Origin of the sequence: Magnetospirillum sp. ME-1 (genome assembly GCF_002105535.1) — a bacterium.
GTDB lineage: Bacteria > Pseudomonadota > Alphaproteobacteria > Rhodospirillales > Magnetospirillaceae > Phaeospirillum.
Map to the genome: position 1 here is coordinate 1341996 of NZ_CP015848.1, position 24296 is coordinate 1366291.

Here is a 24296-nt window from a genome sequence, read left to right on the forward strand (position 1 = left end):
CCCCCGCATAGTCTGCTATAAGACCTGCCGGAACCATTGGCGGCGGACGGTGATGGCCGAGGACGGTAAGGGGAAGGTGTTGCGGTCGGGCTGGACCACCGGGGCTTGCGCCACGGCGGCGGCCAAGGCCGCCTGCTCGGCCTTGCTGGGGGGCGGCTTTCCCGATCCGGTGGAGATCGCGCTGCCCGGCGGCCAGACCCCCGCCTTCGCCCTGGCCCTGGCCGAGACCGGCCCCGGCTGGGCGCGGGCCGCGGTGGTCAAGGATGCCGGCGATGATCCCGACGTCACCCATGGGGCGATGATCATCGCCACTATCCGGCATGGACAGGCCGGAGCGGGATTGCTCTTCCGGGCCGGGCCGGGGGTGGGCACCGTCACTAGGCCGGGCCTGCCCCTGGCGGTGGGCGAGGCGGCCATCAATCCGGTGCCGCGCCGGCTGATGGGCGAGGCGCTGGCCGTCCTGGCCGGCAGCCACGGCGTGGCCTGCGATTTCGAGCTGGAGATCGCGGTTCCCGGCGGCGAGGACCTGGCGCTGCGCACCTGGAATCCCCGTCTGGGCATCCTGGGCGGCATTTCCATCCTGGGCACCACCGGCGTGGTGATTCCCTATTCCTGTTCCGCCTGGATTCACTCCATCCAGCGGGGAATCGACGTGGCGCGGGCCTGCGGCGTGACCCATGTGGCCGGCTGCGTCGGCTCGACCTCGGAAAAAGCGGTGCGCCGGGCGCGCGGCCTGGGCGAGGAGGCGATCGTCGACATGGGCGACTTCGCCGGCGGCATGCTGAAATACCTGCGCCGTCATCCCGTGCCCCGCGTCACCATCGCCGGCGGTTTCGCCAAGATGTGCAAGCTGGCCAAAGGCGAGATGGACCTGCATTCCAGCCGCTCGCAGGTGGACATGGAATGGCTGGCCCGGCAACTGGGCCAATTGGGGGCGGACGAGGCGCTGGTCGCCGCCGCCGCCCGGGCCAATACCGCCTTGCAGGTTCTGGACCTTGCGGGGACTTTGCCGCTCGGCCAGTCCGTCGCGCGGCAGGCGGAGGCGGCGGCGCGGGCGGTGCTTGATAATGGAGATATCGGCCTGGACGTGCTGGTGGTGGACCGTCAGGGCCGGGTGATCGGCGACAGCGCCCGTTCAGGCTGAGAACTGCGCCCTGACCCAGGCGGCGGCCTCTTGGGCCGATTGGACGCTTGGGCCAGCGGGGCGGGGTGGGCGGCGGCGCATGATCACCGGCAGGCCCAGTTCGGCGGCGGCGGCCAGCTTGGCCCGGGCGGCGGCTCCGCCGCTGTTGCGGCAGACGATGGTGTCGATGCCGTGGGCCAGCAGCAAGGCCCGTTCGCCCGCCGGGGTGAAGGGGCCGCGATCGGCCACCAGGGCGAAGCGGGCCGGAGCGGGCCGGGGCGGGGCCTCCTCGGCGAAGCGCAGCAGGAACCACAGGTCGTCCAGTCCGGCGAAGGGCTCCAGTTCCTGACGCCCCAAAGCCAGGAAGGCGCGCCGGGACAGGCGGCGCAGGATGGGAACCGCCTCATTCCAGTCGTCCACCTCGGTCCAGCGGTCCGTCGGTCCGGCCACCCAGGCCGGGCGTTGCAGGCGCAGCCACGGAAGGCCCAGGGCGGCGCAGGCATGGGCGGCGGTCCAGCCCATGCGGCGGGCGAAGGGGTGGGTGGCGTCGACCACCATGGTGACGGCTTCGCGCCGCAGATAATCGGCCAGTCCGCTTTCGCCGCCAAAGCCGCCGATGCGGCATTCTCCCGGGGGGAGGCGGGGCGACGCGGTCCGTCCGGCCAGCGAGGAGACGACCCGCAATCCCTGGATTCCGTCCAGGATGCCGGCCAGATCCGCCGCCTCGGCGGTGCCGCCCAGGATCAGCAGCCCGGCCGTCATCGTCCGTCGGCCAGGGGATCGGGACGCTGGGGACGCGGCGACAGGGCGATTCCGGCGGCAATCAGCTTGGTCGCCAGGATCTCGACGTCGAAGGGCTTCATGATGTATTCGTCCGCCCCCTCCGCCAGGGCCCTGGAGATGTGCTCCAGGTCGCTTTCGATGGTGCACAGCACCACCTTCGGGGCGCTTCCCGCCGGCATGGCCCGCAGGGTCTTGAGGAAGGTGAAGCCGTCCATGACCGGCATGTTCCAGTCCACCAGGATGAGATCGGGCATCCGGCCGGAACAGACGCCCAGGGCGTCCTCGCCGTTCTCGGCTTCGCTCACCGTCAGGCCCAGTTGGGCCAGCATGCGGCAATGGATGGTGCGGATCAGCTTGGAATCGTCAATGACCAGGCAGTGGCTCATGATGGGGGCGGTCTCGACCAATGGGAATTGTCTCTATATGGGGGGCGCGGGCGGTGGATCGTAGACCCGGCTACAGGCCGAATTGCCGGATCAGCTCGGCCTTGGTCTGGTCCCATTCCCGGCGCAGGCGGCCGATCATCCGCGCGACCCCGTCCGCGTCGCCGGCCTGCAGGGACTGGCCGATGGCAATGGCCAGATTTTCCAGCCAGGGGGTGCCCGAATAGGCCGCCAGCCCTTTCAACTCGTGGACGGCCGCGCCGACAAGCCGGGTATCGCCATCGGCGGCTTCCAGGCGCGAGCAAACCTCCTCGCCGCTTTCCATGAAGGTCCGGGCCAGGATGGCGGCGTTTTCGTTGCCCAATTGCTCGGCCATGCGGGCGAGGGAATAGCCGCCTTCGCCTTCGCCCGCCGGCGGCGACTGGCGGATCAGCACCTCGGCAATGGTCGAGCGCAGCAGCAGCGGGTCGATGGGCTTGGCCACATGGGCGTCCATGCCGGCCGCCCGGCAGCGGGCAATGTCTTCCACCATGGCGTTGGCGGTGAGCGCGATGATGGGCATGCGGGCCACCGGACCCGGCATGGCGCGAATGCGCCGTGCCGCCTCGGGGCCGTCCATTTCGGGCATCTGCATGTCCATCAGGATCAGGTCGAAATTCTCCTGGCGCAGCTTGTCGAGGGCCTCCAGGCCATTGCCGGCCACGGTGACCCGATGGCCCTCGCGGCTGAGCAGGCCGGCCGCGACCTTCTGGTTGAAGGCATTGTCCTCGGCCAGCAGAATCGACAGGGGGCGAAGCGCAGGCGGGTCGCATCGCGACGATTCGACGGCCGGGGCGGCGGCCGGGGGGTAGTCAAGGCGGAACCAGAAGCGGCTGCCGAGGCCCTTGGCGCTATCGACGCCGATGGTTCCTCCCTGGGCCTCGACCAGCTTCTTGCAGATGGCCAGGCCCAGGCCGGAGCCGCCGAAACGCCGGCTGATGGAGGCGTCGGCCTGATGGAAGGGCTGGAACAGCGAGGCGGCCTGATCGGCATCCAGGCCGATGCCGGTGTCGGTCACCGAGAATTCGTAGCCGTCGGCCTCGGCCACGCGGGCAAGGCGGAGCACGATGCCGCCCTGGGCCGTGAACTTGATGGCGTTGCCGATCAGGTTGATCAGCACCTGACGCAGGCGGGCGCCATCGCCGCTGACCCAGCCGGGCAGGGGGGCCGAGGCGTCGAGCGACAGGCTGAGCCCTTTTTCCGAGGCGCGGCCGTGCAACAGCGACACCACCCCCTGGACGGTGGCGCCCAGGTTGAAGGGGGCCGTCTCGAACTGGACACCGTCGGCCTCCAGGCGCGAAAAATCGAGGATATCGTTGATGATGCCCAGCAGGGCGGCGCCGGAATCATGCACCACCGCCAGCTTCTCGCGGTCCTCGGCGGCCAGGGGGCGGTCCATCAGCAGATGAACCATGCCGAGGATGCTGTTCATGGGGGTGCGGATCTCGTGGCTCATCACCGCCAGGAACTCGCTCTTGGCGCGTTCGGCGTCGCGGGCCTGGGTGACCGCCTTCTGCAGATCGCGGTTCTTCAGCGCCAGTTCGGCATGGGCCTCGGCCAGGGCGTTCTGGAAGCCCTTGAGCGCGCTGATATCGACGGCGATGGAATACTTGGCGCGCCGTCCGTCGAACCAGGTGAGCATGGTTTCGCGCAACTGGTACCAGCGGTCGTCGCGATCATTGAAATGCTCGAATTCCAGCGAGGTCTCCACCTCCTGGGCCACCATCTCCGGCATCTTGCAGAAACGGCAGGGATGGGTTTGCTGGTAGATGGCCTCGTAGCACTTGCGGCCCTGCACCACGCCGACCTTCTGGCGCATGGCGCGGTTGGTGCAGATGATCTCGTGGGTGGCGAAATCGGCCACGTAGACGGGAAACGGAATGACGTCGAAAATCACTTCCCAGTAGCCGGGGTCGCCGGGATTGAGACCTGGGAAGGGGGACGTCATGCTGTGGGCCGTTCCGGATCAGGTGGGCCGGGCCATGACCTTGTCGATCATGTCCGAGAGCTTCTCGATGCGGACCGGCTTCAGCACATAGCCCTTCGCGCCGGCATCCAGCGAGTCGATCACCATCCGCTCCTGGCCGTGCGAGGTGACCATGATGATGCGGGCGGCGGGAAACTCACCGATGATCCTGGCGGTGGCCTCGACCCCGTTCATGTCCGGCATGGTGATGTCCATGGTGACCAGATCGGGATTGCTGGCGCGGTAGGCGTCCACGGCCTTGGCGCCGGTGCCGGCGGTTCCAACCACCTGGTGGCCCATTCCTTCCAGCATCAAGGTCAGCTTTTTGACTGCGATAAGAGAATCGTCGACGATGAGGACTTTAAGCGCTGACATCGGTTCGGCCCTAGGATTGGTAGTTCAGGTGGTCATCGAACAGGTCACGGGGACCGACAAAACTTACGCTGACGATACCTCTTTCGGTACGTATCCGCATGTTTGCGAATACTGCGTTCTTTGGTCGATGAATGCAACGCGCATCCTCGATGATCACAGGTGGAGAGAGCGCGATACTCTCCTCGATGATCTGGAAATCGGTGGTACAGAGCCCAAGGATGGTGTTGACGATTTCCGCCGCCGTCTCGCGCCGGTACAGGTCTTCCTCGCCGGACGGGATCTCGATGTCGGCGGTGACGCGGGTGTACAGGGCCTCGACCAGCGAGTTCTCGAAGCTGAAGGCGATCAGCAGGCTGATGGGGCCGCCCAGTCCGGCGATCACCGTCATGTCGTGAAGGTGAAGCTTGGTGACGTCGCAATCAAACGTCTCCGCCCCATCGACGGCGATCACCGCCTCGGCGGCCAGCACCTCCCTGGTCTGCCCGAGGATGGACGCCATGACACGGGGGATGATGGTTTTGTTGAAGGTCATTCCTTGCCAATCCTTGACTAGACCCGCCTGACGGGGGGACGACGATACTGCCATGAATTCTCAACCCGCGCGATCCCTTCCCGCCGCGGGATTTCAGGCCTTTTCCACGGGGAGGCTGATGGTGAAGACCGAACCGCCGGCTGAACCGGGTTCGACCATGATTCGTCCGCCGTGGCTTTCGGCGATACGCTTGACGATGTAAAGGCCCAGTCCCGCGCCTTTGGTGCCGGTCGCCGAGGGGCAACGGTAGAACTTCTCGAAGATCCGCTCGACCTCGTCGGCGGGAATGCCGGGGCCGTTGTCGGTGACGATGATGCGCGCTTCGGCCGGGCCCCGTTCCAGGGCGATTCGGACGGGGCCGCTGCCGGGTGGCGAGTATTTGAGGGCGTTATCCAACAGGTTGGAGACCGCGACCCGCAGCAAGGCCTGGTCGGCACAAGCCGTGACGGGGGCGTCGATGGTCAGGTGAAGGCGTTCCGGCCCGGCCAGTTCGGTCTTTTCCCGCAAGATGTCCTCGATCAGCGGCGCCAGGTCCAGGGGGCTTGGCTGCAAGGCCGCCACCGCCGAGGTGAAGCGCTCGTCGGCGAGACAGACGTCGATCAGGTCGGACATGCGGTGGACGGCGCGATCGATCTTGGCGATCTCCTCCCTGGGCTCGGGCTTGTCGCCGACATAAAGCTCGAGAACCTGGGCCGCTCCGCCGATGATGGACAGCGGCATGCGGAATTCGTGGGAGACCATGGCGAGGAAATTACGCTGGTTGAGGGTGACCTCCTGCTCGGACAGCAGGGCGCCGTTCAGCCGGCGGTTTTTCAGCGCCAGTTCGGCGTGGGCCTCGGCCAGGGCGTTCTGCACTTCCTTCAGTGCGCTGATGTCCACGGCGATGGAATACTTGGCCCGGCGTCCGTCGAACCACGCCACCATGGTCTCGCGCAGTTGGTACCAGCGGTCGTCGATATCGTTGAAAAGCTCGAATTCCAGGTAATTGGTGCCGCAGGCCGCGATACCTTCCAGTTCCTGCATGCGGCAGAAGGTGCAGGGTTCGGCCTGCTGGTAGATGGCGGCATGGCACTTGTCGCCGGGCTTGACGGCCACCCGCTGCATCATGGCGCGGTTGGCGCAGATGATGTCGTAGGTCTTGCTGTCGGCCACGTAGACCGGAAAAGGGATGACGTCGAAGATGACTTCCCAATAACCGGGATCGCTTGGATTGCCACCGGGAAAAGCTGCCGACATCGATTTCTCGCCTGCGCCTCTTTAAGGGGCGCGCTCCATGATCCTGGCGATCATATCGGAGAGTTTCTCGATTCGCACTGGCTTTAGCACATAGCCCTTGGCGCCGGCGTCGAGCGAATCCATCACCATCCGCTCCTGGCCATGCGAGGTGACCATCATGATGCGGGCGGCGGGGAACTCGGCGACGATCTTCGCGGTGGCCGCCATGCCGTCCATGTCCGGCAGGGAGATGTCCATGGTCATCAGATCGGGGTGGTGCCGGCGATAGGCTTCGATGGCGTCACGGCCGTTGGATACGGTGGCGATGACCTGATGGCCAAGCCCCTCCATCAACACCGTCAGCTTTTTGACCGTGATGATCGAGTCGTCGACAATAATAACTTTTAGTGGAGCCATATGCAAACCGGAAAGCTATTCGTATCTGTGGCTGTCGTGTCGCAGAATAGCAAAATATTGTTGAATGGAGCTGTTGGATGCAAATGGAATTTCTTGCTGTTTTATGTTGGTATATTTCTGATTGAGAAGGCGGGCGTCAATGGATGTCCATGGTTGGGGCGAAAAAGAGAGGCCGGGTGTTGCCACCCGGCCTTGAAGTCTGGCTCGTGAAGGGAGACACAGCGATTCCGACAGAGGACTCGAATTTGCGGAATCGGAAAGCCGTCGAGAGCCGCCGACGGCTATAGGATCGCTTCATCCACCCCCATGACGGTGGCGGAACCGCCGATGGCGGCGTGTTCCAGGGCTCCGGCGTGGGGCAGGGTGTGCTGGGCGTAGAAATGGGCGGTGGCCAGCTTGGCGGCATAGAAGCCGTCATGGTCGCGGCCCGCATCCATGGCCGCCTTGGCGACCTTGGCGGCCAGGGCCACCTGTTGGCCGCCCACCACGATGCCCATCAGTTCCAGCGTGGGCACGGCTGCCGCGGCGGCGAGGCGCGGGTCTTCGCCCCCCTGGCTCACCAGCCAGTCCACCACCCGGGCGGCGGCGGCCGCCGCCTCGGACAGGCGCGAGCCCGTGACGGACAGGGCGGGCAACGGACTGGCCGACAATTCGGCGGCGAGGGAGGCGATCTCGGCCAGCATGGTATGGGCAAAGGCGCCCTTGTCGCGCAGGATCTTGCGGCCGATCAGGTCGTTGGCCTGAATGGCGGTGGTGCCTTCGTAGATGGTGGTGATGCGGGCGTCGCGCAGATGCTGGGCGGCGCCGGTTTCCTCGATATAGCCCATGCCGCCGTGGACCTGCACGCCCAGCGAGGCGATATGCTGGCCCAGCTCGGTGCACCAGCCCTTGGCGATGGGGGTGAGGAATTCCAGGCGCTGGCTGGCCTCGTAGCGGGCGTTGGGCTCGGGGTGGTGATGGGCGATGTCGGCCTGGGCGGCGGCGGTGTAATGGATGCCGCGCATGGCCTCGATGCCGCTCTTCATGGTCATCAGCAGGCGGCGGACGTCGGGATGGTGGACGATGCCGGCCGGGCCCGGGCCGGTCCAGCCCGCCGGCTTGCCCTGCACCCGGTCGCGGGCGTAGGCGCGGGCCTGCTGGTAGGCGCGCTCGGCGATGGCGAGGCCCTGCAGGCCGACCGCCAGACGGGCGTGGTTCATCATCACGAACATGTATTCCAGGCCGCGATGGGGCTGGCCCACCAACTCGCCCAGGGCGCCCTCGTGGTCACCGAAGCTCATCACGGCGGTGGGGCTGCCGTGGATGCCCAGCTTGTGCTCCAGCGACACGCATTTGAGGTCGTTGCGCGAGCCGTCGGCCAGGATCTTGGGCACCACGAACAGCGAGATGCCCTTGACGCCGGCGGGCGCGTCGGGCAACCGGGCCAGGACCAGATGGACGATGTTGTCCGCCAGGTCGTGGTCGCCGTAGGTGATGAAGATCTTCTGGCCGCTGATGCGGTACTTGGTCCCGTCGGGAACCGCCTTGCTGCGGATGGCGGCGAGGTCGGAACCGGCCTGGGGTTCGGTCAGGTTCATGGTGCCGGTCCATTCGCCGGTCACCATCCTGGGCAGGTAATACGCCTTCTGTTCATCCGAGCCGTACAGGGTCAGCGCGTTGACGGCGCCCTGGGTCAGCATGGGATTGAGAGTAAAGGCCATGTTGGCGGCCTGCCACATCTCGTGGACGGCATGGTTGAACAGGTTGGGCAGCCCCATGCCGCCGTAATCGGGCGAGAAGGGCAGGCCGTTCCAGCCGCCGTCCACGATGGTGGTCCAGGCCTCCTTCCAGCCCGGCGTGGTGCGGACCACGCCGTTCTCTTGGACAGCGCCGTTCTGGTCGCCCTCGCGGTTCAGGGGCGACAGCACGCCCTCGGCGATGTGGCCGGCCTCGGTCAGGATGGAATCGGCGGTGTCCGAGGTGGCGTCCTCGAAACCGGGCAGCGCGGTGATGGACTCCAGGCCCACCACCTCTTCCATGGTAAAGCGGATATCCCTGAGCGGCGGAATGTAGGTGGACATGGATCAGCCTCCCAGGGCGTTGGAAAGGTCAGGCAACACCTTGAAGAGATCCGCGACCAGGCCGTAATCGGCGACCTGGAAGATGGGGGCCTCTTCGTCCTTGTTGATGGCGACGATGACCTTGGAATCCTTCATGCCGGCCAGGTGCTGGATGGCGCCCGAGATGCCGACGGCGATGTAGAGGTCGGGGGCGACGATCTTGCCGGTCTGGCCCACCTGGAAGTCGTTGGGCACGAAGCCGGCGTCCACGGCGGCGCGGGATGCCCCCACGGCGGCGCCCAGCTTATCGGCCACCGCTTCCAGCAGGTGGAAGTTGTCGCCCGACTGCATGCCGCGACCGCCCGAGATGATGATGCGCGCCGAGGTCAGCTCGGGGCGCTCGGACTTGGACAGCTGGCTGCCCACGTAAGCCGACAGGGCCGGGTCGGCGGCGGCCGCCACGGTTTCCACCGAAGCGGAGCCGCCTTCGGCCTTGGCCGCCTCGAAGCCGGTGCCGCGCACGGTGATCACCTTGACGGCATCCTTGGACTGCACGGTGGCCAGGGCGTTGCCGGCATAGATGGGCCGCACGAAGGTGTCGGCCGACACTACCGCGGTGATCTCGGAGATCTGGGCCACGTCCAAGAGCGCCGCGACGCGGGGCGCCACGTTCTTGCCCCCCGTGGTGGCGGGCGCCAGGATGTGGGAATAACCGCCGGCGAGGCTGACCACCAGGGCGGCCAGGGGCTCGGCCAGATGGTTGGCGTAAAGGGCGGCATCGGCGGCCAGCACTTTGGCCACGCCCGCCACCTTGGCGGCGGCCTCGACCACCGCGCCGATGCCCGCACCGGCGACCAGCACATGGACGTCGCCGCCGATCCTGGTGGCGGCGGTGACGGTGTTCAGCGTGGCGGATTTGAGAGCGCCGCCCTCGTGCTCGGCAATGACGAGAACGGTCATGATCAGATCACCTTCGCTTCGTTCTTGAGCTTGTCCACCAGGGCGGCCACGTCGGCCACCTTGATGCCGGCGGAACGCTTGGGCGGCTCGGCCACCGACAGGGTGACCAGGCGCGGGGCGATGTCGACGCCCAGATCGGCCGGCGAAACCGTGTCGATGGGCTTCTTCTTGGCCTTCATGATGTTGGGCAGCGAGGCGTAGCGCGGCTCGTTCAGGCGCATGTCGGTGGTCACCACCGCCGGCAGCTTGAGGCTCACCGTCTCCAGGCCGCCGTCGATCTCGCGGGTCACGGTGACCGCGTCCGAGCCGATCTCCACCTTGCTGGCGAAGGTGCCCTGGGGGCGGCCCAGCAGGGCGGCCAGCATCTGGCCGGTCTGGTTGGAATCGTCGTCGATGGCCTGCTTGCCCAGGATGATCAGGCCGGGGGCCTCCTTGTCCACCAGGGCCTTCAAGGCCTTGGCCACGCCCAGGGGCTGCACCTCGTCGTCCGTCTGCACCAGGATGCCGCGATCGGCGCCCATGGCCAGCGCGGTGCGCAGCGTCTCCGACGCCGCCGCCGGGCCGATGGAGACCACCACAACTTCGGTGGCCTTGCCGGCTTCCTTGAGGCGAACCGCCTCTTCCACCGCGATCTCGTCGAACGGATTCATGGAGAACTTCACGTTCTGGGTCTCGACCCCAGAACCATCCGACTTCACGCGAATCTTGACGTTGTAGTCGATCACCCGCTTGATCGCGACCAGTACCTTGATCATCACAGCTCCTTGGCCTTCTGGCGCAGCATGAACTTCTGGACCTTGCCGGTCGAGGTCTTGGGCAGGCCGCCGAACACGATGGTCTTGGGCACCTTGAAGTGGGCCATGCGTTCGCGGCAGAAGGAGATGATATCGGCTTCGGTGGCGTCCGCGCCATCCTTCAGAGCGATAAAGGCGCAGGGCGTCTCGCCCCACTTCTCGTCGGGCCGGGCCACCACGGCGGCTTCCAGCACCGCCGGATGGGCGTAGAGGATGTCTTCCACCTCGATGGACGAGATGTTCTCACCGCCCGAGATGATGATGTCCTTGGAGCGGTCCTTGATCTCGATATAGCCGTCGGGGTGGCAGACGGCCAGGTCGCCGGTGTGGAACCAGCCGCCCTCGAAGGCCTCCTGGGTGGCCTTCTCGTTCTTGAGGTAGCCCTTCATGACGTTGTTGCCGCGCATGAAGATCTCGCCCACCGTCTTGCCGTCCTTGGGCGCCGGTTCGAGCGAGAGGGGATCGGCGACCATCAGGCCTTCCAGCATGGGGCCGCGCACGCCCTGGCGCGCCTTGATCTGGGCCTTCTCCTCGATGGAAAGCCCGTTCCACTTGTCGTGCCAGACGCACTGGACGGTGGGGCCGTAGCATTCGGTCAGGCCATAGACATGGGTCACTTCCCAGCCCATGCGCTCCATGCCGGCGATCACGGGAGCGGGCGGGGCGGCGCCGGCGGTCATCACCTTGACCGGGTGGCTGATGCCGTCCTTCAGGCCGGCGGGGGCGTTGTTGATCATGTTGAGCACGATGGGGGCGCCGCAGAAATTGGTCACCTTCTCGTCCCTGATGGCGGCCATGATGGCGTCGACGCGCACATGGCGCAGGCAGACCGAGGTGCCGGCCACCACCGCCATGGTCCAGGGGAAGCACCAGCCGTTGCAGTGGAACATGGGCAGCGTCCACAGATAGACGGTGTTGTCGCCCATCTGCCAGGACAGCGCGTTGGACACCGCGTTCAGGTGGGCGCCGCGGTGATGGTAGACCACGCCCTTGGGATTGCCGGTGGTGCCCGAGGTGTAGTTGAGCGCGATGGCCTGCCACTCGTCGGTGGGCAGGACCCAGGGGGCTTCTTCCTTGGCCTCGGCCAGCAGCGCCTCGTAATCCTTCTCGCCCAAGAGTTCGCCGCCCTTGAACTGGGGATCGTCGATGTCGATCACCGGGATGGTGCGGCCCAAGCCGGCCAGGGCCTTCTTCACCACCGGCGAGAACTCGCGGTCGGTGATGAGGATCTTGGCCTCGGCGTGGTTGAGGATGAAAGCGATGGCGTCGGCGTCGAGGCGGGTGTTGATGGCGTTCAGCACCGCGCCGGTCAGCGGCACGCCGAAATGGGCCTCGAAGGTCTCGGGCGTGTTGGCGCCCATCAGCGCCACGGTGTCGCCCCGGCCGATGCCGCGCTGGATGAGCGCGGCGGCGAGCCTGCGGCAGCGGGAATAGGTCTCGGCCCAGGTGCGGCGCACCGGGCCGTGAATGACGGCCAGACGGTCGGGCCACACGGCGGCCGAGCGCTCGAGGAAGGTGAGCGGCGTCAGCGCGACGAAATTGGCGGCGTTCCTGTCGAGACCCAGTTCATACGGATTGGCGGACATCATGGACTCTCCCTTCCAGCATTTTGCCAAGGGTTGTAGCGGCCCGTCATTGCCCAAGTGTCTCCGGATTATAACGAATTGTTTCCGCTGGACGGGGCTGGGCAGTTTCGGGCAATCAGGATGCGTGATTTGCCGCAAGGAGAGGGCCATGGGAACGTTGCGCTTCGGAGCCATGCTGGCCGGATGCGTCCTGCTGCTGGGGATGCCCGTCCAGGCCGCCGACATCAAGGCGCGGGTCAAGGAGATCGTCACCGAGCGCTGTTCGCTGTGCCACGGCGTGGACGGTGAGGCGGCGACCTCGGTCTATCCCCGTCTGGCCGCCCAGAACGAGACCTACATGGTGAAGCAGCTCAAGGATTTCCGCGACGGGCGGCGCAAGGGCACCATGAACGAGATGGCCAAGGACCTGACCGACGAGGAGGCCGCCGGGCTGGCCGCCTATTTCAGCGGCAAGAAGGCCCAGTCCAAGCGCCCCCTGGACGGCGATTTCGCCGCCGTCGGCAAGTACATCTTCCACAGCGGCAACCGCTATTCCGGCATCGCGCCCTGCGCCTCGTGCCACGGCGCGTCCGGCCACGGGACCGAGCAATTGCCGCGCCTTGCCGGGCAGCATCCCTCTTACGTGGAAGGCCAGCTGATGGAGTTCGTGTCGGGCTCGCGCACCAACGACAAGTCCATCATGCACGCGGTGGCCACCAAGCTGACCACGCTGGAGATGAAGGCGGTGGCGGCCTATATCGGCGGGCTGGAATAGGGGGCTATTCCCACCGCACGTCGGTGGCGAACAGGTAGCCGGCGCCGTAGACCGTCTTGATCAGGCGGGGCGATTTGGGGTCGGATTCGATCTTCTTTCGGATGCGCGAGATGCGCACGTCGATGGCGCGGTCGAAGGCGATATCGTCCTTTTCCGGCTCGGCGCCCTGCAGCTGCTCGCGCGACAACACCCGCTTGGGCGCCTTCAGCAGGGCGGTCAGCAGATGCGCCTCGGCGGCGGTCAGCGTTTCGGTGCGTCCGTCGGCGTGGGTCAGACTGAGATCGCCGGATTCGAAGACCCACTCGCCGAACGCCGCCCGGGTGGTGACCGGTCCGCCGCTGGCCGCCAATTGCTCGCGGCGGCGGATGACGGAATTGACCCGGGCCACCAGCTCGCGGGGCTCGAACGGCTTGACGATGTAGTCGTCGGCGCCCAGTTCCAGGCCCAGCACCCGGTCGGAGACGCCGCCGCGCCCCGTCAGGATGATCACCCCGAAGCGCACGTCCTCCCACAATTCGCGCACCAGGGTGAGACCGTCCATGTCGGGCAGGCCGAGATCGACGATGCACAAATCGGGGGGGGCGCGCCGGATGGCCTGGCGGGCCAGGGCGCCGCTGGCCAGCGGCGTCACGTGATAGCCGTAGCCTTCCAGCACCTGGCGCAACAGGGCGCGGATGTCCGGCTCGTCGTCGATGACGTAGATGCGTTTCTTTCCGCTCATGCCTTCACATCCAGCCCCTCAATCGCCGGGCGCCGCCGGTGGCGGCTTGGCTCCCGCGCCATAAGGCGCGCGGCCCCTTGGGCCTAGCCGGGTCTTTCGCAAGCCCCGGCCTTCCTGCCCTCACGCCGCGTCCGACGGCTCCGTCGTCCGGGCGATCGCCGAGGCCAGGTCGGACATCTCCCACGGCTTTCGCAATATGACCAGATCATCGGCCTCGGGGCTAGTGTCGAACGAGAATCCGCTGATTAGAATCACCGGAAGGGTGGGGTGCGAGAGTTTGATGCGCGACGCCAGTTCGATCCCGCTCATGCCGGGCATGACGATGTCGGAGACCACCAGGGACAGGCCTTCGATCTGGCCCACCAGCTCGGCGGCCTCGTCGCCGCTTTCCGCCTCGACCACCGAGAAGCCCAGCTCCACCAGCTGGCCGCGCAGCACGGCGCGCACATCCCCATCGTCCTCGGCGATCAGGGCCAGCTGGCCCTGCCAGCGCGATGGCGAAAGCTCCCGGTCTTCCTCCTCGCTTTCCATCGCCACCGGCGCGGCACGGGGCAGCAGGATGGTGACGGTGGAGCCCAGGCCGGGGCGGCTGTCCAGCGTGATGTAGCCCCTGGATTGCTTGACGAAGCCGTAGACCATGGACAGCCCCAGGCCCGAGCCCAGGCGCTTGGTGGTGAAGAAGGGCTCGAACGCCCGGCTCATGGCCTCGGGGGCGAAGCCGGTGCCGTTGTCCGAGACGCGGATTTCCAGGTAGTCGTCGGGCTCCACCTGTTCGTCGAAGGTCAGCGGGTCGCTGACGGTGCGCAGGCGCACGTCCATCTCGAGGCGCCCGCCGTCGGGCATGGCATCCTTGGCATTGAGCGCCAGGTTGATCAGGGCGTTTTCCAATTGGTTGGCATCGGCGATGGCCCAGCATTCGCCGCCTTCGTCGGGGATTGTGATGGTGATGGAGGACGGCAGCGAGCGCGACAGCAGCACCGACACCTCGCGCACCAGGGCCGAGACGTCCACCGGCTGGGGCTTCAAGGGCTGCTGGCGCGAGAAGGCCAGCAGGCGCGACGTGATGTCGGCCCCCCGACGGCTGGCGCGCACCGCCGGCTCCAGATAGGACTCCAGGCCGTCCACCTCGCAGTAGCGGTCGCGCGCCGCCGCCAGATTGCCCAGAATCACCGACAGCAGGTTGTTGAAGTCGTGGGCCAGCCCGCCCGACAGCTGGCCCACCGCCTTCATGCGCTGGGCCTCCATCAGCCGGGCCTCGGTCTCCTTTTCCGCCGAGACGTCCAGCGCCAGCACGAACATGGCGGCCACCGTTCCGTTGGCGGCCAGCTGGGGTATCAGGGTGTTGCGGGTGGTGACCACGTGGCCGTCGGGATGGGGGAAGGAATAGGTGAAGGTCACTTCCTCGCCCGCCCAGGTGCGTTCCATATGGGGTTGGATGGAGGTGTGGGCGAAGCGGCCGATGGCCGATTTGAGGTCGCGGCCGATCAGGGTTTCCGTGTCCTGGCGCACCAGTTCGGCCCAGCCCCTATTCACGAAGCGGATGATCTCGTCGCGGCCCAGATAGGCGATGGCGGCCGGAATGGCGTCGAGAATCAGGCGGCGGCGGGTCTCGGCCTCTTCCAGCTCATTGGTGCGCTCCCGCACGCGGGTATCCAGCGTCAGGATGTCGTCCTTGACGCGGCGCACCATGGCGTCCAGCGCCTCGGCCAAAAGGCCGATCTCGTCGTCGCGGCGGATGCCGCTCTGGGCGTCCAGGTTGCCGGCCTGCACCTGCTCGGCGGTCTCGGCCAGGCGGTTCAAGGGCCGGGTCAGCCAGTCCACCGCCAGATAGCCCAGCGCGGCCGCCACCACCATCAGGGCCAGCGCGATGGTTACCAGCCGGTTGCCCAGCACCTCGGACGAGCGCTTCAACTCGTCCACATAGACCGAGGAGGCGATGTACCAGTCGAAGCCCTTGAAGTGCCGGACCCAGGAAATCTTCTCGTAGGCGTAATTGCCGGGGTCCGAGGGCTTGTCCCACAGATAGGAGAGCGGCCGGTCGCTGTCGGCGGATTCCATCAGCTCCTCGCTGATGCGCCGCCCGGTGGCGGGATCGACGCGGGTGCCGAAATCCTGGCCCTCGATATTGGGGTTGGGGTGGATGATCATCTTCTTGGCGGAATCGAAGATGTAGACGTAGCCGGTGCGCGCGATGCGGATGTTCCTGAGCGACTGGCGCAGATCCTCGATGGCCTCTTCCTTGCGGCGCTCCACCTCGCGGTCGATGTCGGCGAGATAGGCTCCGGTGCCGATCACCAGGCCGCGATGGGGCAGGTCGATGAAATAGGACAGCTTCTCGCTGGGCCTCGTGTCGCCCAGGCGCTGCCAGGGATAGGTATGGAAGCCCTCGCCCTTGTCCCTGGCGATGGCGATGATGGTGGGCAGGATGGCGCGGCCGTCGGGGCCCTGGACGCGCGACGCGTCGCGGCCCTGGAACTCCGGGTCGGGATGGGAGCGGATGACCGAATTGTAGTCGGTCACCCAGATATAGTCGTTGTTGCCCCATTTGAAGGCCCTGAGGCCGTCGAAGGCCAGACGCTTGGCCTCGGCCTCGCTGATTTCGCCCCTGTCGGCGCGGGCGAAGGCGTGGTCCAGGTAGGACGCCGCCAGCGACACCACGTTCTTCAACTGGGTCTTGTAGGATTCCACCGTGAGCGCCCGGCGGTCTTCCAGGCTGCCGTCGATCTTGCCCGCCATGACGAAGACGTTGTCCAGGATGGTGCGGCTGGCGTTCAGCTCGATCTCGTAGGCCTTTTCCTCGATGAGCGGCACGGAAAAGGCATAGATGGCCGCCGCGAACAAGGCGACGGCGGCGAGGATGGCCGAGAACAGCCGGAAGAACAGGCGCGAGCGGATCAAGGCACAGTCCGAATAGTAAAGCGGCTCCATTCTCACCGCTGGCGTCACCCCGGACAAGCGAAGCGCGATCCGGGGTCCATGGTGCCGCTGGAACCATGGATTCCGGGTTCTCGCGATGCTCGCCCCGGAATGACGAGCGACGGACGGACGGGCGCTCGGGATGACTGGCTGAGTGTTCCTTTAAACACCTGCCCATATCAACCGCCCATTCATGCCGCATGGCTGCGTCCCGGCAACAATTGGCAACAATTGGGGAAAAATTCGGACACGCTCCTTTGATAGGTGGGGAGGCCAAGAAAACCTCCGGAGGGGACATGTCCAACTCATCCATCTACGAACGGGTTCGCCAGAATCCGAAATTCCATGAACTGGTCCGCAAGCGCTCGCGTCTGGCGGTGGCGCTGTCGGTGATCGTTCTGGGCTCCTATTACACCTTCATGATGATCGTCGCCTTCGCGCCGGAAATCCTGCGCACGCCGCTGGGCCAGGGGTCGACCCTGACCGTGGGCGTGCCGGTGGGCGCCGCCATCATCGTGGTGTCCTGGCTGCTGACCGGGCTTTACTCCCACTTCGCCAACGGCGAGTTCGAGGAGCTGAACAAGGACGTGGTGCGCGAGGTGCTGGAATAATGAACCGGAATATCATTGCCCCTCGCCGGGCGGGCGCCTCCGCGCCCTTGGCCGCCGCCTCAATGGCGGCTGTCGGCCGTAAGGCCTCCATGATTCTCCCCGCCCTGGCGGCCTTGCTGGTTGCGGCCCCTGCTTTGGCCGGTCCCGGCGATCTCGGCGGCTCGGAGAAGCAGCCGATCAACATGACCGCCATCATCATGTTCTTCGTCTTCGTCGCCAGCACGCTGGGCATCACCTGGTGGGCGTCCAAGCGCACCAAGTCGGCCAGCGACTTCTACACCGCCGGCGGCGGCATCTCGGGCTTCCAGAACGGTCTGGCCATCGCCGGCGACTACATGTCGGCGGCCACCCTGCTGGGCCTGTCGTCCATGGTGTTCGCCACCGGCTTCGACGGCTTCATCTACACCATCAGCTTCTTCGTCGGCTGGCCGATCATCCTGTTCCTGCTGGCCGAGCGCCTGCGGAATCTGGGCAAGTACACCTTCGCCGACATCGCGTCGTACCGTCTCGACCAGACCAAGGTGCGCACCTTCGCCGCCATGGGCTCGCTGACCGTGGTGTGCTTCTACCTGATCGTCCAGATGGTCGGCGCCGGCCAGCTGATCAAGCTGCTGTTCGGCCTGGACTATGCCGTGGCGGTGATCCTGGTGGGCGTGCTGATGGTGGTCTACGTCACCTTCGGCGGCATGATCGCCACCACCTGGGTGCAGATCATCAAGGCGGTGCTGCTCCTGGGCGGCGGCACCCTGCTGGGCCTGCTGGCGCTGTCCAAGTTCGGCTTCAGCCTGGAGAATCTGGCCGCCAAGGCGGTGTCGTCGCACAAGGCGGGCGTCAAGATCATGGGTCCCGGCACCCTGCTGGCCGATCCGGTCTCGGCGGTGTCGCTGTCGCTCGGCCTGGTGTTCGGCACCGCCGCGCTGCCGCACATCCTGATGCGCTTCTTCACCGTTCCCAACGCTAGGGAAGCGCGCAAGAGCGTGTTTGTGGCCTCGGGCTTCATCGGCTTCTTCTTCCTGGTCGTCTGCATCCTGGGCATGGCCGCCATCAGCATCGTCGGCACCGATCCGCAGTTCTTCGAGGGCGGCAAGGTGGGCGGCAAGCTGCTGGGCGGCGGCAACATGCCGGTGATGCACCTGGCCAAGGCACTGGGCGGCGACATCTTCCTGGGCTTCCTGTCGGCGGTGGCCTTCGCCACCATCCTGGCGGTGGTGTCGGGTCTGGCCCTGGCCGGCGCCTCGGCCATCGCCCATGACATCTATGCCCGCGTCATCCGCAAGGGCCACGCCACCGAGGCCGAGGAGATGCGCGTCTCCAAGCTGGCTTCGCTGCTGCTGGGCGTGCTGGGCGTCATCCTGGGCATCATGTTCGAGAAGCAGAACGTCGCCTTCCTGGTGGGGCTCACCTTCGGCATCGCGGCTTCGGCCAACTTCCCGGTGCTGTTCCTGTCCATGTACTGGCGAGGCCTGACCACCAAGGGCGCCCTGTGGGGCGGCATCGCCGGCCTCGTCTCGGCGGTGACCTGCGTGGTGCTGTCCAAGACGGTGTGGGTGGCGGTGCTGGGCAACGCGGCGCCCATCTTCCCCTACGAGCATCCGGCCCTGTTCTCCATGACCTTCGCCTTCGCCGTCACCATCCTGGTGTCCAAGCTGGACGGCAGCGAGACGGCCAAGGCGGAGAAGGCCCTGTTCGACGACCAGTACGTCCGCGCCCAGACGGGAATCGGCGCGGCTTCGGCCTCGAATCACTAAGGTTTCCTCCCGCAAACTGCGAGACCCGCCGGAGTTCTTCTCCGGCGGGCTTTTTTTTGAGCATTGCCCGTTGACAAGGCACTCGTAGGACCGGAAATATCGGCCCCGCGCGGGCAAGCGGCGTTTGGCCCGGCGTTCCGGTTTTCTGGCTGGGGGGTAAGGTCATGCGCGTTTCCTTGACGGCTGTCGCGGTGTCGCTGATTGCAATGGTCTCGGCCGCCCAGGCGGCGGAGGACAAGGTGCTGAACGTCTACAACTGGTCGGACTACATCGCGCCCGACACGCTGGAGAAGTTCACGGCCCAGACCGGCATCAAGGTCAACTACGACGTTTACGACAGCAACGAGGTGCTGCAGGCCAAGCTGCAGGCCGGCAAGTCGGGCTATGACGTGGTGTTTCCCTCGGCTTCGCCGTTCCTCGCCAACCAGATCAAGGCCGGCATCTACCGCAAGCTGGACCGCTCCAAGCTCACCAATTACGGCAACCTGGACCCCCAGGTGATGGTGACGCTGAACCGTTCGGCCGACCCCGGCAACCTCTACGCCATTCCCTACGCCATTTCGCCCACCGGCTTCGCCTACAACGTGGACAAGGTGGCCAAGGCGGCGCCCGGCATGGATCTGTCCGGCTGGTCGGCGCTGCTCGACCCCAATCAGGTGTCCAAGCTGAAGGGCTGCGGCGTCAGCCTGCTGGACGCCCCCACCGAGGTGTTTCCCGCCGCTCTCGCCTATCTGGGCAAGAACGGCGCCTCGCTGGACTCCACCGACCTGAAGGCGGCGGCCGAGGTGGTGACCAAGGTGCGCCCCAACATCAAGTATTTCCACTCGTCCAAGTTCATCAACGACCTGGCCAACGGCGACATCTGCATGGCGCACGGCTATGTGGGCGATCTGGTCCAGTCGCGCAACCGCGCCGCCGAGGCGGGCAAGGGCGTCACCATCAAGATCGTCATTCCTCGGGAAGGCGCGGTGATCAACATCGATTCCATGGTGATTCCGGCGGATGCCCCCCATCCCGACAACGCCCACAAGTTCATCGACTTCCTGATGAAGCCGGACGTGGCGGCGGGGTTCACCAACCTCACCGGCTACGCCAATCCGATCCTGGATTCCAAGAGCCTGATCAGGAAGGAGATTCAGGCGGACCCGGTGGTGTTCCCGCCCGAGGCGGTGGCCGCCAAGCTGTTCCAGGTTCCCCCGGCCGACATGGCCAAGGAGCGCGAGCGCACGCGGCTGTGGACCACCGTCAAGACGGGTCGCTGACGGGCATGGCGCAGGCGGCGGTCAAACGGGAGACGGTTGCTCCCTGGAACGATCCCCAGGCGGTTCCGATGATCCGCTTCGAGGGGATTTCCAAGCGGTTCGGCGACTTCACCGCCGTGGAACACGTGGATCTGGCCATTCACAAGGGCGAGTTCTTCTCGCTGCTCGGCGCGTCGGGCTGCGGCAAGACCACGCTGCTGCGCATGCTGGCCGGCTTCGAGACGCCCACCACGGGCCGCATCCTCATCGATGGCCAGGACGTCACCGCCGTGCCGCCCTATGAGCGGCCGGTGAACATGATGTTCCAGTCCTACGCCCTGTTCCCGCACATGAGCGTCGCCGACAACATCGCCTTCGGCCTGAAGCAGGACGGGCTGGCGCAAGCGGTGATCAAGGACAAGGTGGCGGCCAGCCTGGACCTCGTCCAGATGGGCAGGTTCGCGGGCCGCAAGCCGCACCAGCTGTCCGGCGGCCAGCGCCAGCGCGTGGCCCTGGCCCGCTGCCTCGCCAAGGAGCCCAAGGTGGTGCTGCTGGACGAGCCGCTGGCGGCCTTGGACAAGAAGCTGCGCGAGGCCACCCAGCTGGAGCTGGTCAACATCCAGGACCGGGTGGGAATCACCTTCGTCATGGTCACCCACGATCAGGGCGAGGCCATGACCATGTCGAGCCGCATCGGCGTGATGAACGCCGGCCGCATCGAGCAGGTGGGCAGCCCGGTGGACATCTACGAATATCCCGGCACCCGCTTCGTGGCCGATTTCATCGGCGTCGCCAACATGTTCGAGGGCACCGCCAAGGGCGGCGAGGGGACGCTGGCCGTTTCCTGCCCCGAGCTGGAGCACGATCTGTCGGTGACGGGTGGCGCTTCGGTGGCGGGCGGCGCGTCCGTGACCGTCATGGTGCGCCCGGAAAAGATGATCATCGGCCGCGAAAAGCCGCAGGCGGGCCTGAACTGGGCGGAAGGGGTGGTGAGCGACATCGCCTATCTGGGCGACGTCTCCGTCTACCACGTGCGTCTCGCCTCGGGCCGCAAGGTGCAGGCGCTGCGCACCAACCTGCATCACGGCGAGGAAAGCCGCCTGACCTGGGACGATCCGGTGTTCCTGGCCTGGCATCCCGCCGATTGCCTGGTGCTGACCAAATGAAAAAACTGGCAGAGGGCAGGGGCGGCCGCTTCCTGGTGGGTCTGGGGCCCTATGCCTGGCTGCTGCTGTTCTTTCTGGTGCCCTTCCTGATCGTCCTGAAGATCAGCCTGTCCGAGCCGCAGATGGGCATTCCGCCCTATATGCCGCTGTGGGTGGACGGCGTGTTCAGGGGCACACTCGCCGGCTACAACACGCTGCTGGGCGACAATCTCTATGTGCTGGCCTATTTGGGCTCGCTGAAGCTGGCGGGGATGGCGACGCTGGGGTGCCTTCTGCTGGGCTACCCGGCGGCCTACGCCATCGCCCGCGCGCCCAAGGCGCGGCGTCAGGCACTGCTGATGCTGGTGGCGCTGCCGTTCTGGACCTCGTTCCTGATCCGCGTCTATGCCTGGATCGGCATCCTGAAGACCGAGGGCCTGCTCAACATGGCCCTGATGGCGGTCGGGATCATTTCCGAGCCGCTGCAGATCCTCGAGACCGACATCGCGGTGACCATCGGCATGGTCTATTCCTACCTGCCGTTCATGATTCTGCCGCTGTACGCCACGCTGGAGAAGATGGACCTGTCGCTGCTCGAAGCCGCCGCCGATCTGGGCTGCCGGCCGTTTAAGGCCTTCCTTTCCATCACCCTGCCGCTCAGCATGCCGGGCGTCATCGCCGGCTGCATGCTGGTGTTCATTCCGGCGGTGGGCGAGTTCGTCATTCCCGACCTGCTGGGCGGTCCCGACACATTGGTGATCGGCAAGGTGCTGTGGGCCGAGTTCTTCGACAACCGCGACTGGCCCACGGCCTCGGCGGTGGCGGTGGCCATGCTGGTGCTCCTGGTGGTGCCCATCATGATCTTCCAGCATTTCGAGGCCAAACGGGCGGAGCGCGAGGGATGAACAACCGCGGCTTCGCCCTTTATACCACCCTGGCGCTGGTCTACGCCTTCCTCTACCTGCCCATCGCGTTGCTGGTGATCTATTCCTTCAACGCCTCCAAGCTGGTGACGGTGTGGGGCGGCTTTTCCACCCGGTGGTACGCCGAGCTTCTGCATGACGAGCAGGTGCTGGGGGCGGCCTGGCTGAGCCTCAAGATCGCCGTCCTCAACGCCTGCCTTGCCACCGGGCTGGGCACCCTGGCGGCGGTGGTGCTGGTGCGCTTTCAGCGCTTTCCCGGCCGCGCCCTGTTCACCGGCATGGTCTCCGCGCCGCTGGTGATGCCCGAGATCATCACCGGTCTGGCCCTGCTGCTGCTGTTCGTCGGCATGGAGCAGATGCTGGGCTGGCCCGACGGGCGGTCCATGACCACCATCGTCATCGCCCATGTCACCTTCAGCCTGTCCTTCGTCACCGTGGTGGTGCGCTCGCGCCTCGCCCAGATGGACCGCTCGCTGGAGGAGGCGGCCATGGATCTGGGGGCCCGGCCGCTGACCGTGTTCATGAAGATCACGCTGCCCATCATCGCGCCGGCCCTGGCGGCGGGCTGGCTGCTGGCCTTCACGCTGTCGGTGGACGACGTGGTGATCTCCGCCTTCGTCTCGGGGCCCGGCGCCACCCCGCTGCCCATCGTCATCTTCTCCAAGGTCCGCCTAGGCGTCAGCCCCGAGATCAACGCCCTGGCGACCATCGTGGTGGCATTGGTGGGAATCGCCATCGCCGTGGCCGGGCGGGTGATGATGACCAGGGAGAACCAGGGCGGGTGAGCCTTTTCCTCATCCAGACCGCGCTGATCATCGGCTTGCCCTACGGCCTGTGGCGGCTGGGAATCGTCGGCCGCCTGATGCCGCTGGCCGCCGTGCAGATGGCGGCGGGCATCGCGCTGGGGCCCAGCCTGCTGGGCTGGCTGGCGCCCGAGCTGTCCATGCGGCTGTTCCCGCCGGCCTCGCTGGCGGCGCTGGACGGGTTGGTGCGCCTCGCCGTGGTGTTCTTCGCCTTTTCCATCGGCCTGCATTTCGATTTGGCCCAGATCCGGGGGCAGGGGCGGTGCTTTTCCGTCCTCGCCCTGTCCAGCGTGGCCATTCCCACCCTGGCCGGCACCTTCGGCGGCTGGTGGCTGTTCGCCGCCGTACCCGAGTCCGCCGGATTCTTTGCTTCCAGGCCCATCTTCGCCGCCGCCATGGGCATCGCGGCGGGGGTAACGGCGCTGCCGGTGCTGGGCGCCGTGGTGCGCGAGATGGGGCTGGAGAATCACAAGGTGGGCGTCATGGCCCTGGGGGCGGCGGCCTTCAACGATGCCGCCCTGTGGGTGGCGGTGGCGCTGCTGCTGGCGGTGGCCCAGGGGGGTGATCCCTGGTCGGCGGGCTGGGCGGCGGCCGGGGCCCAGCTGTTCGTCGGCTTCATGGTGGTGGTGGTCCGGCCGCTGCTGTCGCGGGTGTTCGCCGGGGTCGAGGCCAGCGGCCGGGTGTCGCCCGGCGACGTGGTGCTGCTGACCATCGGCCTGTCGGTTTCGGCGCTGGCCACCGAGTCCATGGGCCTGCACGCGGTGATCGGCGCCTTCGTCTTCGGGGCGGTGATGCCGCGCCCCCTGGCCCAGGCCATCGTCGGCAGCTTCGAGACCTTCGTGCAGGTGGTGCTGCTGCCGTTCTTCTTCATTTCGGTGGGGCTGAAGACCCGCATCGATCTGGGCGGCGGCGCCATGACCATCTTTCTGGTGATGAGCGCGGCGGCGGTCCTGGGCAAGCTGGTCTCGGCGCTGCCCGCCTGGATGGGCGGCTGTTCGGCGCGCGAGGCCTGGATGCTGGGCGGCCTTTTGACCTGCAAGGGGCTGATGGAACTGGTGGTCCTCACCCTGCTGGCCGATGCCGGGCTGATCTCGGAGACCACCTTCGGGGCCATGGTCCTGATGGCCCTGTTCGCCACCCTGCTGACCAAGCCGCTGGCGTCACTGGGCGGCAAGGCTCTTTTTACTCAGAGATGAAAAGAGGGTTCGGGAGGCATGCCTCC

General features: G+C 66.4%; 22 protein-coding genes. 9 read left to right on the forward strand and 13 right to left on the reverse strand.

Annotated elements, in window-relative coordinates; translation table 11 throughout:
- The first annotated feature begins 52 nt into the window (after window positions 1-52).
- A complete protein-coding gene (locus tag WV31_RS06205) occupies window positions 53-1144 on the forward strand; it encodes a cobalt-precorrin-5B (C(1))-methyltransferase (RefSeq protein WP_085372744.1) in 1092 nt (363 codons plus the stop codon).
- Here WV31_RS06205 and WV31_RS06210 read toward each other — a convergent pair.
- The 11 genes from WV31_RS06210 to WV31_RS06260 form a co-directional block, all read right to left on the reverse strand.
- Window positions 1136-1885, reverse strand: a complete 750-nt coding sequence (locus tag WV31_RS06210; RefSeq protein ID WP_085372745.1) for a cobalt-precorrin-6A reductase — start codon at window positions 1883-1885, stop codon at window positions 1136-1138. The two genes, WV31_RS06205 and WV31_RS06210, sit on opposite strands and share 9 nt — an antisense overlap.
- The gene (locus tag WV31_RS06215) at window positions 1882-2292 is read right to left on the reverse strand and encodes a response regulator (protein ID WP_085375499.1); all 411 of its coding nucleotides are present in this window, start codon (window positions 2290-2292) and stop codon (window positions 1882-1884) included. The genes WV31_RS06210 and WV31_RS06215 overlap by 4 nt, the downstream gene beginning before the upstream one ends.
- A gap of 70 nt (window positions 2293-2362) precedes the next feature.
- Window positions 2363-4276, reverse strand: a complete 1914-nt coding sequence (locus WV31_RS06220; protein WP_085372746.1) for an ATP-binding protein — start codon at window positions 4274-4276, stop codon at window positions 2363-2365.
- An 18-nt stretch (window positions 4277-4294) separates the two neighbouring features.
- On the reverse strand, window positions 4295-4669 hold the full coding sequence (locus WV31_RS06225; RefSeq protein ID WP_085372747.1) for a response regulator: 375 nt from the start codon (window positions 4667-4669) through the stop codon (window positions 4295-4297).
- A gap of 10 nt (window positions 4670-4679) precedes the next feature.
- Window positions 4680-5201: a chemotaxis protein CheX gene (locus WV31_RS06230; RefSeq protein WP_085372748.1), complete on the reverse strand. Its 522-nt coding sequence runs from the start codon at window positions 5199-5201 to the stop codon at window positions 4680-4682.
- Between the two features lie 93 nt (window positions 5202-5294).
- Window positions 5295-6437, reverse strand: a complete 1143-nt coding sequence (locus tag WV31_RS06235) for a sensor histidine kinase (RefSeq protein WP_085372749.1) — start codon at window positions 6435-6437, stop codon at window positions 5295-5297.
- A gap of 21 nt (window positions 6438-6458) precedes the next feature.
- A complete protein-coding gene (locus WV31_RS06240; RefSeq protein ID WP_085372750.1) occupies window positions 6459-6833 on the reverse strand; it encodes a response regulator in 375 nt (124 codons plus the stop codon).
- A 281-nt stretch (window positions 6834-7114) separates the two neighbouring features.
- Window positions 7115-8893, reverse strand: a complete 1779-nt coding sequence (locus tag WV31_RS06245) for an acyl-CoA dehydrogenase (RefSeq protein ID WP_085372751.1) — start codon at window positions 8891-8893, stop codon at window positions 7115-7117.
- Window positions 8894-8896: 3 nt separating this feature from the next.
- Window positions 8897-9832: an electron transfer flavoprotein subunit alpha/FixB family protein gene (locus tag WV31_RS06250; RefSeq protein ID WP_085372752.1), complete on the reverse strand. Its 936-nt coding sequence runs from the start codon at window positions 9830-9832 to the stop codon at window positions 8897-8899.
- A gap of 2 nt (window positions 9833-9834) precedes the next feature.
- Window positions 9835-10584, reverse strand: a complete 750-nt coding sequence (locus WV31_RS06255) for an electron transfer flavoprotein subunit beta/FixA family protein (RefSeq protein ID WP_085375500.1) — start codon at window positions 10582-10584, stop codon at window positions 9835-9837.
- A 2-nt stretch (window positions 10585-10586) separates the two neighbouring features.
- Window positions 10587-12215: an acyl-CoA synthetase gene (locus WV31_RS06260; protein WP_206072589.1), complete on the reverse strand. Its 1629-nt coding sequence runs from the start codon at window positions 12213-12215 to the stop codon at window positions 10587-10589.
- 145 nt (window positions 12216-12360) lie between these two features.
- Here WV31_RS06260 and WV31_RS06265 point away from each other — a divergent pair, with 145 nt between their 5' ends.
- Window positions 12361-12966, forward strand: coding sequence for a c-type cytochrome (locus WV31_RS06265; RefSeq protein ID WP_085372753.1), 606 nt, complete (start codon window positions 12361-12363; stop codon window positions 12964-12966).
- Between the two features lie 4 nt (window positions 12967-12970).
- Here the strand turns inward: WV31_RS06265 and WV31_RS06270 are convergent, their stop codons facing one another.
- A complete protein-coding gene (locus WV31_RS06270; RefSeq protein WP_085372754.1) occupies window positions 12971-13687 on the reverse strand; it encodes a response regulator transcription factor in 717 nt (238 codons plus the stop codon).
- A gap of 120 nt (window positions 13688-13807) precedes the next feature.
- A complete protein-coding gene (locus WV31_RS06275; RefSeq protein WP_085375502.1) occupies window positions 13808-16585 on the reverse strand; it encodes a cache domain-containing protein in 2778 nt (925 codons plus the stop codon).
- A gap of 314 nt (window positions 16586-16899) precedes the next feature.
- Between WV31_RS06275 and WV31_RS06280 the strand changes: the two genes are divergently transcribed.
- From WV31_RS06280 to WV31_RS06310, 7 genes are all read left to right on the forward strand, one after another.
- On the forward strand, window positions 16900-17214 hold the full coding sequence (locus WV31_RS06280) for a DUF485 domain-containing protein (protein ID WP_085372755.1): 315 nt from the start codon (window positions 16900-16902) through the stop codon (window positions 17212-17214).
- An 89-nt stretch (window positions 17215-17303) separates the two neighbouring features.
- Window positions 17304-18962, forward strand: a complete 1659-nt coding sequence (locus WV31_RS06285) for a cation acetate symporter (RefSeq protein WP_237051520.1) — start codon at window positions 17304-17306, stop codon at window positions 18960-18962.
- A gap of 164 nt (window positions 18963-19126) precedes the next feature.
- On the forward strand, window positions 19127-20224 hold the full coding sequence (locus WV31_RS06290) for a polyamine ABC transporter substrate-binding protein (protein WP_085372756.1): 1098 nt from the start codon (window positions 19127-19129) through the stop codon (window positions 20222-20224).
- Between the two features lie 5 nt (window positions 20225-20229).
- Window positions 20230-21369: an ABC transporter ATP-binding protein gene (locus WV31_RS06295; RefSeq protein WP_085372757.1), complete on the forward strand. Its 1140-nt coding sequence runs from the start codon at window positions 20230-20232 to the stop codon at window positions 21367-21369.
- The gene (locus tag WV31_RS06300; RefSeq protein WP_085372758.1) at window positions 21366-22253 is read left to right on the forward strand and encodes an ABC transporter permease subunit; all 888 of its coding nucleotides are present in this window, start codon (window positions 21366-21368) and stop codon (window positions 22251-22253) included. Before WV31_RS06295 ends, WV31_RS06300 begins: the two co-directional genes overlap by 4 nt.
- Window positions 22250-23056 (forward strand): ABC transporter permease subunit, encoded by an 807-nt coding sequence (locus WV31_RS06305; protein WP_085372759.1) that lies wholly within the window; start codon window positions 22250-22252, stop codon window positions 23054-23056. The genes WV31_RS06300 and WV31_RS06305 overlap by 4 nt, the downstream gene beginning before the upstream one ends.
- Window positions 23053-24270: a cation:proton antiporter domain-containing protein gene (locus WV31_RS06310; protein WP_085372760.1), complete on the forward strand. Its 1218-nt coding sequence runs from the start codon at window positions 23053-23055 to the stop codon at window positions 24268-24270. The genes WV31_RS06305 and WV31_RS06310 overlap by 4 nt, the downstream gene beginning before the upstream one ends.
- Window positions 24271-24296: the final 26 nt, after the last annotated feature.

Bases quoted from the DNA above. Each gene is read 5' to 3' on its own strand.
- WV31_RS06215 (WP_085375499.1), bottom strand. From the start codon at position 2,292: ATGAGCCACTGCCTGGTCATTGACGATTCCAAGCTGATCCGCACCATC.
- WV31_RS06250 (WP_085372752.1), bottom strand. From the start codon at position 9,832: ATGACCGTTCTCGTCATTGCCGAGCACGAGGGCGGCGCTCTCAAATCC.
- WV31_RS06205 (WP_085372744.1), top strand. From the start codon at position 53: ATGGCCGAGGACGGTAAGGGGAAGGTGTTGCGGTCGGGCTGGACCACC.
- WV31_RS06230 (WP_085372748.1), bottom strand. From the start codon at position 5,201: ATGACCTTCAACAAAACCATCATCCCCCGTGTCATGGCGTCCATCCTC.
- WV31_RS06270 (WP_085372754.1), bottom strand. From the start codon at position 13,687: ATGAGCGGAAAGAAACGCATCTACGTCATCGACGACGAGCCGGACATC.
- WV31_RS06260 (WP_206072589.1), bottom strand. From the start codon at position 12,215: ATGATGTCCGCCAATCCGTATGAACTGGGTCTCGACAGGAACGCCGCC.
- WV31_RS06235 (WP_085372749.1), bottom strand. From the start codon at position 6,437: ATGTCGGCAGCTTTTCCCGGTGGCAATCCAAGCGATCCCGGTTATTGG.
- WV31_RS06295 (WP_085372757.1), top strand. From the start codon at position 20,230: ATGGCGCAGGCGGCGGTCAAACGGGAGACGGTTGCTCCCTGGAACGAT.
- WV31_RS06240 (WP_085372750.1), bottom strand. From the start codon at position 6,833: ATGGCTCCACTAAAAGTTATTATTGTCGACGACTCGATCATCACGGTC.
- WV31_RS06210 (WP_085372745.1), bottom strand. From the start codon at position 1,885: ATGACGGCCGGGCTGCTGATCCTGGGCGGCACCGCCGAGGCGGCGGAT.
- WV31_RS06225 (WP_085372747.1), bottom strand. From the start codon at position 4,669: ATGTCAGCGCTTAAAGTCCTCATCGTCGACGATTCTCTTATCGCAGTC.
- WV31_RS06265 (WP_085372753.1), top strand. From the start codon at position 12,361: ATGGGAACGTTGCGCTTCGGAGCCATGCTGGCCGGATGCGTCCTGCTG.
- WV31_RS06300 (WP_085372758.1), top strand. From the start codon at position 21,366: ATGAAAAAACTGGCAGAGGGCAGGGGCGGCCGCTTCCTGGTGGGTCTG.
- WV31_RS06245 (WP_085372751.1), bottom strand. From the start codon at position 8,893: ATGTCCACCTACATTCCGCCGCTCAGGGATATCCGCTTTACCATGGAA.
- WV31_RS06285 (WP_237051520.1), top strand. From the start codon at position 17,304: ATGATTCTCCCCGCCCTGGCGGCCTTGCTGGTTGCGGCCCCTGCTTTG.
- WV31_RS06290 (WP_085372756.1), top strand. From the start codon at position 19,127: ATGCGCGTTTCCTTGACGGCTGTCGCGGTGTCGCTGATTGCAATGGTC.
- WV31_RS06305 (WP_085372759.1), top strand. From the start codon at position 22,250: ATGAACAACCGCGGCTTCGCCCTTTATACCACCCTGGCGCTGGTCTAC.
- WV31_RS06220 (WP_085372746.1), bottom strand. From the start codon at position 4,276: ATGACGTCCCCCTTCCCAGGTCTCAATCCCGGCGACCCCGGCTACTGG.
- WV31_RS06280 (WP_085372755.1), top strand. From the start codon at position 16,900: ATGTCCAACTCATCCATCTACGAACGGGTTCGCCAGAATCCGAAATTC.